Source organism: Pseudomonas sp. ASL7 (genome assembly GCF_056680375.1).
Genome location: NZ_CM155279.1, coordinates 5,779,935 through 5,795,184, shown reverse-complemented (window position 1 = coordinate 5,795,184; position 15,250 = coordinate 5,779,935). Strand labels below are relative to the sequence as shown.

The window sequence follows — 15,250 nt, the reverse complement described above, 5'->3', positions numbered from 1 at the left end:
TTGCTGGCCCCACGGCAGCGCGCTAACCTCGAACCGTCGCTACACCGCATCGTGGCCTTCGCGAGCAGGCTCACTCCCACAGGGAGGGCCTGCGTCGAGTGCAAACCGGGCGATAACACTCATCTAGTGTGGGAGCCTGCTCGCGAACGCGGCAACCCGATCCCCGGACAAGCCCCAACAAAAAACCCCGCGCTTCTCTCGAAGGCGGGGCTTTTCTTCACAGCATCGGACGCTTAAGGCGCGTACGTCAGCAACAATTCACTTGGCACTTTGAAGTCCAGGGACATCATCACGCTCAACGCGGTAATGGTGAAGATCGAGAACACGAACAGCTTGCGTGCCCAGACCGTGTCATCCACTGCCTTGTAGCCGGTCCAGGCCATGTACAACCAGTACATGCCCATGGCCGCGGCGACGGCGAGGTAGCTCATGCCGGCGTAGCCGCTGAAGGTCAGCATCAAGGTCGCCACGAGGAACGCCAGGATGTAGAGCAGGATGTGCTTCTTGGCCACTTCGATTCCGCGCTTCACGGGCAACACCGGGATCGATGCGGCCAGGTAATCGTTGAAGCGGAAAATCGCGATGGCGTAGGAATGCGGCATCTGCCACAGGCTGAACATCACCAGCAACGTCAGCGCGGCCATGTCGAAGCTGTTGGTGACCGCCACGTAACCGATCACCGGCGGCATCGCGCCCGACAGACTGCCCACCAGCGTGCCGTGAACCGACTTGCGCTTGAGGTACAGGCTGTAGAAGCCGACGTAGATGACAAAACCGATCACCGCGAACAGTGCGGCCAGCGGGTTGGCCACCTTGTACAACAAGGCAACGCCGGCAACACCCAGGACGGTCGCGAAAACCAGCGCCAGTTTCAGGGAGATCAAGCCCTGGACCAGCACCCGGTTTTTTGTGCGTTCCATCTTCAGGTCGATGTCGCGGTCGATGCAGTTGTTGAACACGCAACCAGAGGCCACGACCAGGGACGTGCCGATCATCGCAGCCAGGAAAATGGCCAGATCGACATGCCCTTTCGAGGCCAGGAAAAATCCGCCTGCCACAGAAAGCACGTTACCGAAAATGATCCCCGGTTTGGTGATTTGGATAAAGTGCTTAAAGGACATCCGGACTTTCCTCAGTGCGCCATCATGACGGTGTGGATGCTGAACATGATCCACAGCGACAAGCCAACCAACAGGACGATTACCATTGCCGCGAAGATAAACGCGATCACGTTGTTACGCTGGGCAGCGGAACGGTCCAGGTGGAGGAAGTACACCAGGTGAACAAGCACCTGGATGACTGCGAAGGCCAATACGATCCACAGCGTCCAGACTTTCGGCAGCGACGGGTACATCACCAGGCCGAAAGGAATGATCGTCAGGATCACCGACAGGATGAAACCGATGGCATAGGACTTGACGCTGCCGTGGCCGGCGTCGTGACTGTCGTGGCCATGGTGTGAGTGAGCTGCATTAGCCATTACAGGGTCCCCATCAGGTAAACAACGGTGAATACGCAGATCCACACCACGTCCAGGAAGTGCCAGAACAGGCTCAGGCAGCTCAGGCGGGTCTTGTTGGTCGACGTCAGGCCATGCTTATTGACCTGATACATCATGATCGCCATCCAGATCAGACCGCTGGTTACGTGCACACCGTGGGTACCGACCAGGGTGAAGAACCCGGACAGGAAGCCGCTGCGGTTAGGACCGAAGCCTTCGGAAATCAATGAGTGGAACTCGTTGATTTCCATGCCGATGAAGCCCAGGCCGAACAGGAAGGTAATCGCCAGCCAGCCCAATACAGCCTTCTTGTTGCCTTTGAACAACGCCAGCATGGCGAAGCCGTAGGTAATCGAGCTGAGCAACAGGCAGGCGGTTTCGCCCAACACGTAAGGCAGTTCGAAGATGTCGTGGCCCGACGGGCCACCCGCTACGTTGTTAACCAGTACCGCGTACACCGCGAAGATCGACGCAAACAAAATGCAGTCGGTCATCAGGTAGAGCCAGAAACCGAATACGGTCATCTCGCCCGAGTCGTGGTGATGGTCATCATGCCCATGTCCATCGACATGGGTGTGTCCAGCATTGGTCACTAAGTTCGACATGGTTTAAGCCTGTTCCAACGAGGTTTCAACACGGGTGGCGGTGGCCGGAATTGCTTTGGCCGCTACCAGACGCTTGTGCTGCTCGGCTTCGATGCGCTCGATCACGTCGACCGGCACCATATAGCCCTGGTCATCACGGGCAGCATGGATAACGAAGTAGATCACGGTACCGGCGAGGCCGAAGATGGCCATCCACCAGATGTGCCAGATCATCGCGAAACCGAACACGGTCAACAGAGCACCCATGACCAGACCGGTCGCGGTGTTGTTTGGCATGTGGATCGGCTCGTACTTGGCTGGAGCCCGGTACGCAGTACCGTTTTCCTTGGCTTCGGTGAACGGGTCGATACCTTCGGCTTTCGGCAGTACGGCAAAGTTGTAGAACGGTGGTGGCGAGGAGGTCGACCATTCCAGCGTGTGGGCATTCCACGGGTCGCCGGCTTCGCACATGTTCTCTGGCTTTTTGCGGTCACGCACACTGACGTACAGCTGGATCAACTGGCAGGCAATACCGACCGCGATCAGGATCGCGCCGAACATTGCAACGTGCAGGTACGGGGTCCACTCAGGGTTGGTGGTGCTGTTCAGACGACGGGTCATGCCCATGAAGCCCAGGACATAGAGCGGCATGAACGCGACGAAGAAGCCGGTGATCCAGAACCAGAACGCTGCCTTGCCCCAACCTTCGTGCAGCTTGAAGCCGAACGCTTTAGGGAAGTAGAAGCTGAAGCCTGCGATGTAGCCGAAGACCGCGCCGCCAATGATCACGTTGTGGAAGTGAGCGATCACGAACAGGCTGTTGTGCAGAACGAAGTCCGCACCCGGAATGGCCAGCAATACGCCGGTCATGCCGCCGATAGCGAAGGTCACCATGAAACCCAGGGTCCACAGAACCTGGCTGGTCATGCGCAGACGGCCCTGGTAGATGGTGAACAGCCAGTTGAATAGCTTCACCCCCGTCGGAATCGAGATCAGCATCGTCGCCAGGCCGAAGAAGGCGTTGACGTTGGCACCCGACCCCATGGTGAAGAAGTGGTGCAGCCAGACCATGAAGCCCAGGATCGAGATCGCGCCGCTGGCGTAGACCATCGAGTGGTGGCCGAACAGACGCTTGCCGGAGAAGGTCGAGATGACTTCGGAGAAGATCCCGAACGCCGGCAGAATCAGGATGTAAACCTCGGGGTGACCCCAGGCCCAGAACATGTTGACATACATCATCGGATTGCCACCAAGTTCATTGGTGAAAATGTGGAAATCCATGTAACGGTCAAGGGTCAGCAACGCCAGGGTAGCGGTCAGGATCGGGAAGGAAGCGACGATCAGAACGTTGGCCCAGGTGCAGGTCCAGGTGAAGATTGGCATGTCCATCAGTTTCATGCCCGGGGTACGCATTTTCAGCACGGTGGCCAGGAAGTTGACCCCCGTCAGCGTTGTCCCTAGACCTGATAGCTGTAGCGCCCAGATGTAGTAGTCCACACCCACGCCCGGGCTGTAGCCCAGTTCCGACAGCGGTGGATACGCAACCCAACCGGTACGGGCGAATTCGCCGACACCCAGGGACACGTTGACCAACACAACGCCGGACACCAGCAGCCAGAAACTCAGGGAGTTCAGGAACGGGTAGGCAACGTCACGGGCGCCGATCTGCAGCGGCACTGCAAGGTTCATCAGGCCGGTGAAGAATGGCATCGCCATGAAGATGATCATGATCACACCGTGAGCGGTGAAGATCTGGTCATAGTGTTCAGGTGGCAGGTAGCCAGGCGAACCCTCGGTGGCCAGGGCCAACTGGGAACGCATCATGATGGCGTCGGCAAAACCACGCAGCAGCATGACCATGGCAACGATGATGTACATCACGCCGATTTTCTTGTGGTCGACCGACGTCAGCCACTCGGTCCACAAGTAGGTCCACTTCTTGAAATAGGTGATTGCAGCGAACACCGCCAGACCACCGAGCGCGATCATGGCGATGGTAATCATCACAATCGGCTCGTGGAACGGAATCGCTTCCCAACTTAATTTACCAAACATCGTTTACTCCTCTGCCCCGGCAGCTGAATGCGAACTCATGTCCATCCCTTCCATGGCGGCCATTTCGTGCCCTTTCTCTTCGTGGTGCATCGGCTTGCCCGGTTTCATGCCTTCGTACTTGTCGACGATGGTCTGGAACAGGTTTGGCGTGAACGAGGAGTAGAGCTCTACTGGATTGTTCTGGCTTGGTTTGGAAAGGGCTTCGTATTCAGCTTTTTCAAGCTGTTTAGGTGCCTTCTTGACATCACTGACCCAGGCATCGAAATCCGCCTGAGAAGTGGAGATAGCTTTGAACTTCATGCCGGTGAAACCTGCGCCGCTGTAGTTGGCGGAGATACCGTCCATTTCAGCGTTCTTGTTGGCAATCAGGTGCAGCTTGGTTTCCATGCCGGCCATTGCGTAGATCTGGCCGCCCAGCCCCGGAATGAAGAACGAGTTCATCACGGTGTCGGAAGTAATTTTGAAGTTGATTGGCGTGTTGGCCGGGAACACGATCTTGTTGACCGTGGCGATGCCTTGTTCCGGATAGATGAACAGCCACTTCCAGTCCATCGCGACCACTTCAATGGTGATCGGCTTGACGTCGGATTCCAGCGGTTTGTAAGGATCCAAAGCGTGGGTCGACTTGTAGGTGACATAACCCAGGGCAATGATGATCAGAACTGGAACAGCCCACACCGCGACTTCGATCTTGGTGGAGTGGGACCACTTCGGCGTGTAGGTGGCGCTCGTGTTGGACGCGCGATATTTCCACGCAAACAGGAAGGTCATGACGATGACAGGCACGACGACCAACAGCATCAGCAGCGTTGCGGTGATGATCAGGTTTCGTTCATCCAGGCCCACCTGGCCCGTGGGATCAAGCAAGGTCATGTTGCAGCCTCCCAGCAACAGTGTGCCGAGCAGCGGCAATAAGCCTAGTAATCTGGGGTACCTGTTTTTACTCATCTCACGACCTCTAAAGCAGCTTGCGCAATGCAGTTGGGTTTTGATCGCCAACACTTCACCCTGCCAAGGGTTGGCATTTTTCTTGGATTGAATAAGGGCTGCCCGTCGCGCGTCAGACGCTGTACGACAAATCCTGGGCCAGCGTTAAGTACTTATTCGAATTCGTGGTCAAAGGCCTTGTTACAGACCAATTCCATTTGGTGCGGATAGTCGGAAGGCTCCGACACCAGGGCATCGCATGAAGCCAACCGGCCTCTCGACACCCTACTGCTGCTCATCCACCTGAGTCAGGGTGAGCAGTGCCGGGTATTCAGTGCGGGCGATTGTAGATATGTAGCGATTCATAAACCATGTCTCATCCCGAAATAATTTTTATCCATTCCAGCAACAATCATTAACGGGTTTCGCAAAAGTCCGGCATCTTATCGAAATTGATTCGCAACAAAAACACCAAAATAAGTAGGGCTACCACACCCAGTTCAGACAGTATCGACGGCGCTTCGGCCTCCCTCGACCCTGGCCAAGCCCCCATATGACAAGGGTTCTGGCAATTCGCCAGGGCCTGTTAAAACTGCCTGTTCCAGTTTTCCAGGGCTGAAGGTCCCAGTCGCTTGAAAAGACCAATTTCATTGCGTAATCGGGTACCAATGCAGCGTATCGAAATGCCTTGCGACACTCCTGCTGTGACAACGTGTCGCACATGTGCCACACCCCTGGTTGTCGCACATCACGGCCTATTGACCTGGCCTCTGAAATGCAAAAACGCCCCGGCCCTCTCATCGAGGGCCGGGGCGTTTTTTTGGGTAACGCAACGGTGTGGCGGATAGCCTCAGCGCAGTGCTTTACGATTACGCGAAGTGAGCAGCGGCACCAGTACCACGACCAGCACAAAGGCGACGAGTGCCCACTGGGCAAGGGACAGACCGAGAATCGGCGGATACGGTGTGGAGCAGAAACCGTCCACCTGGAAACCCAGCGGGAAGATCTTCGCCAAAGGCAAACCATCGACAATCGGCTGCAGCACATCAATGCCGCAGCTAACCTCAGGGTAGAACTGCGTATAGACGTGATGCCCGGCCACCGCAACGCCGGCCAGGGCGCTGATCACCACCAGGGTTTCAAAGACCGTGATGCTGCGACGGGTATGCATGGCCGCACCGATGAAGGCAAAGAGCGCGATCAGCAGCAACGCATAACGTTGCAGGATGCACAGCGGGCATGGCGCTTCATCCAGTACCACTTGCATGTACAGCGCGCCGCCGATCAGCGTCAGGCAAATGATACCCAGCAACACCAGGTAGCGTCGCTCACGTCCCAACCGCATTGTTTCCTCGCTCATCGCGTTTCCCTTCCAGATATCGATTGTCCCGAAGTCTACACGCTGGCCTGGACCTTGGAGAGCCCGGGACGCGCAGAATAGATGTCGGGGAATAAACGATAAAGCGGTTAAGAAGGGATTAAATTCCAACACGCTCCAGAATTTGGAAGAAGCCGGAGGCCTCTTCGCGAGCAGGCTCGCTCCCACATCTCCCACATTTGAATGTATTTCACATGTGGGAGCGAGCCCGCTCGCGAAGGCGATAGATCAATCGCCGTAGATATCAGACTTGAAGTACTTGTCTGAGATCTTCTGGTATTCGCCATTGGCGCGAATGCCGTCGATGGCAGTATTCAGCTCGGTGACCAACTCGGCGTTGCCCTTGCGCACTGCAATCCCGGCGCCCTCGCCCACGTACTTCGGATCCTTGAGCTCTGGGCCGACAAACGCGTAGCCCTTGCCACGAGGCATCGACAAGAAGTCGTTCAGCGGGATGGTATCGGCAAAAATGGCATCCAGGCGACCGGCCGCCAGGTCCATGTAGATCTCTTCGTTGTTGCCATAACGCTTGACGTTAATGCCCTTGGGTTCAAAAACCTCAGTGGCGTAGCGGTCAGTGGTGGTTGCGCGCTGCACGCCGACAGTCTTGCCCTTGAGGCTGGCGTACTGGTCATCCACGACTGCGCCGTCCTTCATCACCAGGCGCGATGAGGTGAAGTAGTACTTGTGGGTGAAGTCCACCGACTTCTTGCGGTCTTCGTTGATGGTCATGGACGACAGCGCCATGTCGATTTTCTTCACTTTCAGGGAAGGAATCAGACCGTCGAACTCACCTTCGACCCAGACGCACTTGACCTTCATCTGCGCGCACAGGGCATTGCCGATGTCGTAGTCGAAACCAACAATCTCGCCTTGATCGGTTTTGGACGCGAACGGCGGATAAGCCGCTTCGATCCCGATGCGCAGGGGTTTTTCGGCGGCGAACAGGCTGCTGCACGCCAACAGGCTCAGGGCCAGACCGGTGATGAGGGGGAATTTCTTCATGTTCGTTTTCTCGCGGTTTGTTGTTGGTTTGGCAAGACAGAAGAAGAAGCTGAATCGGAGAAGACTTTTTTGTACTTATAATTCCATACTGGACTTTTATGTATTGATCGTCAATTGGGGCAAACGAAGTTATGCCGGCCGATGGTCGGGAGGTGAATCAGGAGGATTTTGGTGTTGCGGATGACCCATCGCGAGCAGGCTCGCTCCCACAGGGATTTACACCGTCCATGTGGGAGCGAGCCTGCTCGCGAAGGCGTACCTGAGAGCGCTAAAGAACTTACTGCTCCCAGCGATCCGCCGCCGCATGATCGCTGTCACGCCCTTCAACCCAACGCGGTCCATCACTGGTGTTTTCTTTCTTCCAGAACGGCGCACGGGTTTTCAGGTAATCCATGACAAAGGCACAGGCGTCGAACGCTGCCTGGCGATGGGCGCTGGCGGCACCGACGAAGACGATCGGCTCGCCCGGTTCGAGGGCGCCAATACGATGCAGCACTTCAAGCTTGAGCAGCGGCCAGCGCTGCTCGGCCTCGGTGGCAATCTTGCCAAGGGCTTTTTCAGTCATGCCCGGATAATGCTCCAGGAACATCCCGGCAACGTCGAGACCGTCATTGAAGTCGCGCACGTAACCAACAAAACTCACCACCGCGCCGACGCCCACATTGGCAGCGTGCATGGCGTTGACTTCAGCACCCGGATCGAACGCCATCGACTGCACGCGAATTGCCATGGCTCAGCCCCCGGTCACGGTCGGAAAAAACGCCACTTCATCGCCGTCGACCACTGGCTCGTCGAGCTGGCAGAGGTCTTCGTTGCGCGCACACATCAGGTTCTGCTCACGCAGCACCTCGGTGCCGTCGCGCTGTGCCAGCAGCGCACGCACGTCGTCGATGGTGGCAAAGTCGCCTTCGACCTTCACCGAGTCCACGCCCAGCGCTTCGCGGTAACGGGCAAAAAATTTCACGGTGACGTTCATGGCTGATCTGCCTGGAAATGGCCGCTCTTGCCGCCGACCTTCTCCAGCAGGCGCACGCTTTCGATGGTCATGCCGCGATCAACGGCCTTGCACATGTCATAGATAGTCAGCGCGGCGACACTGGCGGCGGTCAACGCTTCCATCTCGACGCCGGTCTGTCCGGACAACTTGCAACGCGCGACGATGCGCACGGTGTCGTCGCCTTCGGCACTCAGCTCGACTTTGACCCCAGTGAGCATCAGCGGATGGCACAGCGGAATCAGGTCACTGGTTTTCTTCGCCGCCTGGATGCCGGCGATCCGCGCCACGGCGAACACATCACCCTTGGGGTGGCCGCCGCTGACGATCATCTGCAGGGTTTCGGGCAGCATGCGCACTAACGCTTGGGCCGTCGCCTCACGGAACGTCACGGCTTTTTCGGTGACGTCGACCATGTTGGCGCGACCTTGGGAATCGAGATGAGTCAGCACAGGGTTACTCCTGATCAGGAGTCCCGATTGTAAACCTGCGGGTCAATTTTTCGCACGCAAGATTATCGGATCACACCAATCCCCTTGTAGGAGCGAGCTCGCTCGCGATGGTGTGTCTGTAGACACAACTTTGCCTGATACACCATCGCGAGCAAGCTCGCTCCTACATTAAGGGGGTTTGTGTCGGGCATAAAAAACCGGGCGGCTTTCAGGCCGCCCGGTTTGGGTGAGGTTGTTACAAGTGCGATTCGGCGTATTCGGCCAGAATCGAACGTGGCACCCCTTGTAATGTGATGTGGACACCGTTCGGGAAGTCTTTGAAGCGTTCGGTCAGGTATGTCAGCCCGGAGCTGGTCGCGGACAGGTAAGGGGTGTCGATCTGTGCCAGGTTGCCCAGGCACACCACTTTGGAACCGGCACCGGCACGGGTAATGATGGTTTTCATCTGGTGCGGTGTGAGGTTCTGGCATTCATCGATCAGGATCAGACTCTGCTGGAAGCTGCGGCCCCTGATGTAGTTGAGGGATTTGAACTGCAACGGCACTTTGCTGAGGATGTAGTCGACGCTGCCATGGGTGTTTTCGTCATCCATGTGCAAGGCTTCGAGGTTGTCGGTGATGGCGCCCAGCCAAGGCTCCATTTTTTCGGCCTCGGTGCCCGGCAGGAAACCGATTTCCTGGTCCAGCCCCTGTACGCTACGGGTAGCAATAATACGGCGATAACGCTTGCTGACCATGGTCTGCTCGATCGCCGCCGCCAGCGCCAGGATGGTTTTACCCGAACCCGCCGCGCCAGACAGGTTGACCAGGTGGATGTCCGGGTCCAGCAAGGCGTACAGCGCCAGGCTCTGATAGATGTCACGCGGCTTCAGGCCCCAGGCTTCCTGGTGCAACAGGGGTTCCTGATGCAGGTCGAGAATCAGCAGCCGGTCTTCCTCGATCTCCTTGATCCAGCCGACAAAACCCTGCTCGTCGATGATGAACTCGTTGATGTGCACCGCCGGCAGATTGTCGATCAACTGCACCTGGTGCCAGGTGCGGCCGTGGTCCTGACGGGTTTCGACATTCCTTACCCGGTCCCAGAAGGAGCCGGTCATGTTGTGATAACCGTTGGGCAGCAGCGAAACGTCATCGACCAGTTGGTCGGTGCTGTAGTCCTCGGCCGCGATCCCGCACGCCCGGGCCTTGAGGCGCATGTTGATGTCTTTGGTGACCAGTACGACGGGCAGCTTCGGTTCGCGCGCGTGCAAGTCAATCAACTGATTGATGATGATGTTGTCGTTCAGGTGTTCGGGAAGAATGATGTTTGGCTCGGCACGCTTGCTCATCAGAATTGACAGCAAACCCTTGGGCCCACTTTTGCCACGCTGGATCGGCACCCCCAGTTCAACGTCTTCGGGGCTGGCATCGCCCAGTGTCTTGTCGATCAGGCGAATCGCCTGACGGCATTCCGCAGCCACGCTGTGATGCCCGCTCTTGAGCTTGTCCAGCTCCTCAAGCACGGTCATCGGGATCGCGACGTGGTGTTCTTCGAAGTTAAGCAGGGCGTTTGGATCGTGAATCAATACGTTGGTATCGAGTACATAAAGGATTGGCTGGTTGGAGGAAGAACTACGTCCGTGATCATCCATACTCGGTCACCTTTGTGGGAGCCAGTCGACGCAATACCGTGACAGTGCTGCGCCTCGAAGTGGCCACCGAATTCACCTGCAAGGAGTCAAGTGAACTGCACACAAACTGGGTCTTGGGAGACGCCACCTGTGTTGCAGGTTTCGGCGGTCTGTCTTCGTAATACTCTAAAACCCATGACAGAAAAAAGTACTTTGACGTTTTTTTGAAGTTTATTTTTCAGAGTGACCAATAGCACTAGGCGGATTGCCATCACCCCGTTAAAGTCGGAAGTCCGCCTGCATCGAAATCCCGCCTGAAATCGCCCCATCCCCAACGTTTGTTGGCTTTCCCCGTTTCAGCGAAACGCGTCCTGACAGTCTTCCCATCCGATCCCGCTTGGCGCCGTTTGCGTGATAAGCCAGGGCATCGCCGTTTTCACCGCATCCTGCTTCGCATTGAAGTTGATCACCCCATGGCGCCACAGCAACATCAGGGTCAGCACCCGTTGCCCACTCTGATTGCCTTTGAGCTTGCCTGCACCGTCCTGTGCATCGATATCCCACAGCGCCACTTGCAATCCCTGGGACTTGAAGAAGCCTTCGGCGTCCGAACGACGTTGGCCATCGGGCGGACGAAACAGCGGGACGTAGTTTTCCGGGAGTTTGCTTTTAACCAGCTCAACGCTGCGTCGCACCGAATCCTGCCAGTCCTGCCAGTGGCTGTGGGAGCGGAACTCCCAACCCTGCACGCCGATGCACTGTTGTGAGTAAGTCGCCTGCAGGCTGGCCACCGAGTGCTCTGCCAGACGGGCCTGGATGTCCTTGCCCAGGACGAAGAACGTGCCGTTCATGTTCGACTTGCGCAGGTACTCCGCAATCCAGGCCGTGTTGTCCGGCGAGGCATTCGCCGCACTGTCGAAGCTCAGCAAAAACAGCCGGTCATTCATCCCGTCGCCGTTGCGCTCGTAGTCGCCAAAACGATCGACTTCGCTGCTGGTTTGCGGAAACAGCGCCGCTTTGCGCAATTGCTCGTCCAGGTACTGGGCATGGAACAGCCGACTCGGCTCGGCCCACTTTATGTAGTAGCTATCGTCGCTGACCTTAAACTTGGCGGCCTGCCCACGCAGGGTCTCCATGTCTTCGACCAGGAAACAGAAAGAAGCATCCTGATCGCAGCTCTGCTGCGCGAAGTTGTAATTGACCAACAGGCGCTGCCACATGCGCTGGCGCAGGTGGTTGATCGACTCCAGATTGATCGTGCGCAAGCCTAACCGCTGGGCCAGGCTCGCCTCATCCAGGGATTCACTGGCAAGCAGGACACGGGCGAACATGAGTATTTCGGCCCGTGATGCAACGTCAAACAGGGTCGGGCTATTGAGCTGTTCAGGCCAGGCAGAGCGATCAAACGTCGCCACATCGCCAGGCGCCGCCAGGGCACCGAAGCTCAACAGCCAGGCCGACAATAGAAAAACGATACGCAAAGGGATGCCTCCATAACAAAACCCGCGCGGCACTATAGCTGATCCAGCCTTCATTCCCGCAGCAGCACCGATCTCCTGTGGGAGCGAGCTTGCTCGCGAAAGCGGAGTGTCAGTCACCAACAATGCCAACTGATAGATCGCATTCGCGAGCAAGCTCGCTCCCACAGGGTTTTGCGGATTGCCACCGATCATCACCTATGGACTTGATAGCTGGAGTCAACACGGACAACCCCCTAGAATCGCCCCCACGAAAAAAGGAGACGACTTCATGCTGATGGTGATTTCCCCCGCCAAGACCCTCGATTACGAAACACCGCCGGCGACCCAGCGCTTTACCCAACCGCAATACCTCGATCACTCCCAAGAGCTGATCATGCAATTGCGCGATCTGACACCTGCGCAAATCAGTGAATTGATGCACGTCTCCGACAAGATCGGCGGCCTCAATGCCGCGCGTTTCGGTAGCTGGACGCCAGCATTCACCCCGGAAAACGCCAAGCAGGCACTGTTGGCGTTCAAGGGTGACGTGTACACCGGGTTGAACGCTCAGACGTTCAGCGAGGCCGATTTCGACTATGCCCAGCAGCACCTGCGCATGCTGTCCGGCCTGTACGGCCTGTTGCGTCCACTGGACCTGATGCAGCCGTATCGGCTGGAGATGGGCACCAAACTGGCGAATGCCCGCGGCAAGGACCTGTATGCCTTCTGGGGCACGCGGATCAGCGAATGGCTGAACGAAGCCCTGGTTGATCAAGGGGATGACGTGCTGCTGAACCTGGCGTCCAACGAGTATTTCTCCGCAGTCAAACGCAACGCCTTGAACGCTCGCATCATTAATACCGAGTTCAAGGATCTGAAGAACGGCCAGTACAAAATCATCAGCTTCTACGCGAAAAAAGCACGCGGCATGATGAGCCGCTTCGTCATCGAAGAGCGCATCAACGACCCGGCAACCCTCAAGCAATTCGATGTACAAGGCTATCGCTACAGCGCCGAACAGTCTAAATCGGACACTTTGGTTTTCCTGCGCGATCACGCCCCCGAGTAACACCATCCTCGGCGCACGACCTGAAGAATTCGTCGTGCGCCATCGCTGATGGTCGACCCAATCCCCGCCCAATTCGCCATTTTCATGGCGCCAAATTTCAAGCATTCTGTTTCTTAACTTTTGTTTCACTCGACTTTTGTGATTTTTTTCAGTAGTGGCACTGAAAATTTTTATCGGTAGTGGCACAAACCCATCTAATTCGATAATTAGCCTATATATAAAGGGCCAAACGGTAAGTGCTATCAATATGAAAGCAGTGCCATCTTTCTCGATATCTCAAGAAATTTCATCATTCGTGATGGGCTAGCAGGAACTATGTCCAAATGCGTCGCTCATACCATCGGTAACTATTCTCACAGTGCTTGTACGAGATAACTTACGCAGATAAGAGATTCACGCAGCGAAGTTGTCACATTAACTTCCGCTGATTAATCCCTGATTTGGGCAACACATGAAGGACAGGAGATAACGCATTAACACTATCCCCTACAAGGCCAAGGCTGCGCCCCTATAAACGTGCTCATCTGAGCACCCAACCGCTTGATCTACGGGCTTACGGCCTGGCATTGAGCGCGCAAGACCTTTGCACGAACGTCCTCTGACTAGAGGATGCGCTGCATAACAGGGCAAGCCATAAGAATAAAGCCTAGTTACGCATACCTTGAGTGCGCTTATTTCGACACTCGGAACTTTGTATGCCTGCACACGGCATTGTGGCGTCTGTCATGCCGCACTTCCTAGTGCACTATGACCGCTGAACACTATTAACTCCGGCCATCTAATGGCTTGATAATCACAGAGGTAAATGCGATGCGTATCAGCATATTTGGTTTGGGTTACGTCGGCGCAGTATGTGCCGGTTGCCTGTCTGCACGGGGCCACGACGTCGTTGGCGTCGATGTTGCCAAAGACAAGATCGATATGATCAATGCCGGCAAATCGCCGATCGTTGAACCGGGTCTGGGTGAACTTCTGCAGAAGGGTATTGAGACCGGCCGTCTGCGCGGCACGACCAATTTCGCCGAGGCGATTCGCGACACCGACCTGTCGATGATCTGCGTCGGTACGCCGAGCAAGAAGAACGGCGACCTGGAACTGAACTACATCGAAGCCGTGTGCCGCGAGATCGGTTTTGTCCTGCGTGACAAGACCTCCCGCCACACCATCGTGGTTCGCAGCACCGTATTGCCGGGCACTGTCGCCAACGTGGTGATCCCGATCCTCGAAGATTGCTCCGGCAAGAAAGCAGGCGTCGACTTCGGCGTGGCGGTCAACCCGGAGTTCCTGCGTGAAAGCACTGCGATCGCCGATTACGACCTGCCACCGATGACCGTTATCGGCGAGTTCGACAAGGCGAGCGGCGACGTTCTGCAATCGCTGTACGAAGAGCTCGACGCACCGATCATCCGCAAGGACATCGCTGTCGCCGAGATGATCAAGTACACCTGCAACGTGTGGCACGCCACCAAGGTGACCTTCGCCAACGAGATCGGCAACATCGCCAAGGCCGTCGGCGTCGATGGTCGCGAAGTGATGGAAGTGGTTTGCCAGGACAAGACCCTGAACCTGTCGCAGTACTACATGCGCCCTGGCTTCGCCTTCGGCGGTTCATGCCTGCCCAAAGATGTGCGCGCCCTGACTTTCCGTGCCGGTTCGCTGGACGTCGATGCACCGCTGCTGAACTCGCTGATGCGCAGTAACGAATCGCAAGTGCAGAACGCCTTCGACATCGTTTCCAGCTACGACAAACGCAAAGTTGCCCTGCTGGGCCTTAGCTTCAAGGCCGGCACCGACGACCTGCGCGAAAGTCCGCTGGTTGATCTGGCGGAAATGCTGATCGGCAAGGGTTACGACCTGAGTATCTACGACAGCAACGTCGAATACGCCCGCGTTCACGGTGCGAACAAGGATTACATCGAGTCGAAGATTCCTCACGTCTCGTCCTTGCTCAACGCTGACTTCGACGACGTGATCAACAACTGCGACGTGATCATCCTCGGCAACCGTGACGAGAAATTCCGCGCCCTGGCGCTGGAAGCACCGCACGGCAAGCAAGTGATCGACCTGGTCGGCTTCATGTCCAAAGCCACCAGCGCTACCGGTCGCACCGAAGGCATCTGCTGGTAACACACCGCCCTCTGTAGGAGCCAGGCTTGCCGGCGAACCAGGCGACGCGATGTTTCAGGCACACCCTTCGCGGGCAAGCCTCGCTCCTA

14 protein-coding genes are annotated in these 15,250 nt (G+C 56.7%); 2 read left to right on the top strand and 12 right to left on the bottom strand.

Annotated elements, in window-relative coordinates; translation table 11 throughout:
• Window positions 1-233: 233 nt before the first annotated feature.
• From cyoE to AC1MDT_RS26645, 12 genes are all read right to left on the bottom strand, one after another.
• Complete coding sequence (gene cyoE / locus AC1MDT_RS26700) at window positions 234-1,121, bottom strand: heme o synthase (RefSeq protein ID WP_480419710.1); 888 nt, start codon at window positions 1,119-1,121, stop codon at window positions 234-236.
• 11 nt (window positions 1,122-1,132) lie between these two features.
• Window positions 1,133-1,480, bottom strand: coding sequence for a cytochrome o ubiquinol oxidase subunit IV (cyoD, locus tag AC1MDT_RS26695; protein ID WP_480419709.1), 348 nt, complete (start codon window positions 1,478-1,480; stop codon window positions 1,133-1,135).
• Entirely contained in the window at window positions 1,480-2,106 is a 627-nt protein-coding gene (locus AC1MDT_RS26690; protein WP_480419707.1) for a cytochrome o ubiquinol oxidase subunit III, read from the bottom strand. The genes cyoD and AC1MDT_RS26690 overlap by 1 nt, the downstream gene beginning before the upstream one ends.
• 3 nt (window positions 2,107-2,109) lie before the next feature.
• On the bottom strand, window positions 2,110-4,140 hold the full coding sequence (gene cyoB / locus AC1MDT_RS26685) for a cytochrome o ubiquinol oxidase subunit I (RefSeq protein ID WP_480419706.1): 2,031 nt from the start codon (window positions 4,138-4,140) through the stop codon (window positions 2,110-2,112).
• A gap of 3 nt (window positions 4,141-4,143) precedes the next feature.
• The gene (gene cyoA, locus AC1MDT_RS26680; RefSeq protein ID WP_480419705.1) at window positions 4,144-5,088 is read right to left on the bottom strand and encodes a ubiquinol oxidase subunit II; all 945 of its coding nucleotides are present in this window, start codon (window positions 5,086-5,088) and stop codon (window positions 4,144-4,146) included.
• Window positions 5,089-5,917: 829 nt separating this feature from the next.
• Entirely contained in the window at window positions 5,918-6,427 is a 510-nt protein-coding gene (locus AC1MDT_RS26675) for a disulfide bond formation protein B (protein ID WP_480419704.1), read from the bottom strand.
• A 246-nt stretch (window positions 6,428-6,673) separates the two neighbouring features.
• The gene (locus AC1MDT_RS26670) at window positions 6,674-7,450 is read right to left on the bottom strand and encodes an ABC transporter substrate-binding protein (protein WP_480419703.1); all 777 of its coding nucleotides are present in this window, start codon (window positions 7,448-7,450) and stop codon (window positions 6,674-6,676) included.
• A 277-nt stretch (window positions 7,451-7,727) separates the two neighbouring features.
• Window positions 7,728-8,180, bottom strand: a complete 453-nt coding sequence (moaE, locus tag AC1MDT_RS26665; protein ID WP_480419701.1) for a molybdopterin synthase catalytic subunit MoaE — start codon at window positions 8,178-8,180, stop codon at window positions 7,728-7,730.
• Between the two features lie 3 nt (window positions 8,181-8,183).
• Window positions 8,184-8,426: a MoaD/ThiS family protein gene (locus AC1MDT_RS26660; protein ID WP_480419700.1), complete on the bottom strand. Its 243-nt coding sequence runs from the start codon at window positions 8,424-8,426 to the stop codon at window positions 8,184-8,186.
• Window positions 8,423-8,896 (bottom strand): cyclic pyranopterin monophosphate synthase MoaC, encoded by a 474-nt coding sequence (gene moaC / locus AC1MDT_RS26655; protein WP_027924850.1) that lies wholly within the window; start codon window positions 8,894-8,896, stop codon window positions 8,423-8,425. The genes AC1MDT_RS26660 and moaC overlap by 4 nt, the downstream gene beginning before the upstream one ends.
• A 235-nt stretch (window positions 8,897-9,131) precedes the next feature.
• Window positions 9,132-10,526 carry a PhoH family protein gene (locus AC1MDT_RS26650; RefSeq protein WP_480419698.1) on the bottom strand — a complete coding sequence of 465 codons (1,395 nt, stop codon included), beginning with the start codon at window positions 10,524-10,526 and terminating at the stop codon, window positions 9,132-9,134.
• A 335-nt stretch (window positions 10,527-10,861) separates the two neighbouring features.
• Window positions 10,862-11,986 (bottom strand): polysaccharide deacetylase family protein, encoded by a 1,125-nt coding sequence (locus AC1MDT_RS26645; RefSeq protein ID WP_480419697.1) that lies wholly within the window; start codon window positions 11,984-11,986, stop codon window positions 10,862-10,864.
• A gap of 268 nt (window positions 11,987-12,254) precedes the next feature.
• Between AC1MDT_RS26645 and yaaA the strand changes: the two genes are divergently transcribed.
• On the top strand, window positions 12,255-13,034 hold the full coding sequence (gene yaaA / locus AC1MDT_RS26640; protein WP_480419695.1) for a peroxide stress protein YaaA: 780 nt from the start codon (window positions 12,255-12,257) through the stop codon (window positions 13,032-13,034).
• Window positions 13,035-13,844: 810 nt separating this feature from the next.
• Window positions 13,845-15,161 carry a nucleotide sugar dehydrogenase gene (locus tag AC1MDT_RS26635; protein WP_480419694.1) on the top strand — a complete coding sequence of 439 codons (1,317 nt, stop codon included), beginning with the start codon at window positions 13,845-13,847 and terminating at the stop codon, window positions 15,159-15,161.
• The last annotated feature ends 89 nt before the right edge of the window (window positions 15,162-15,250 follow it).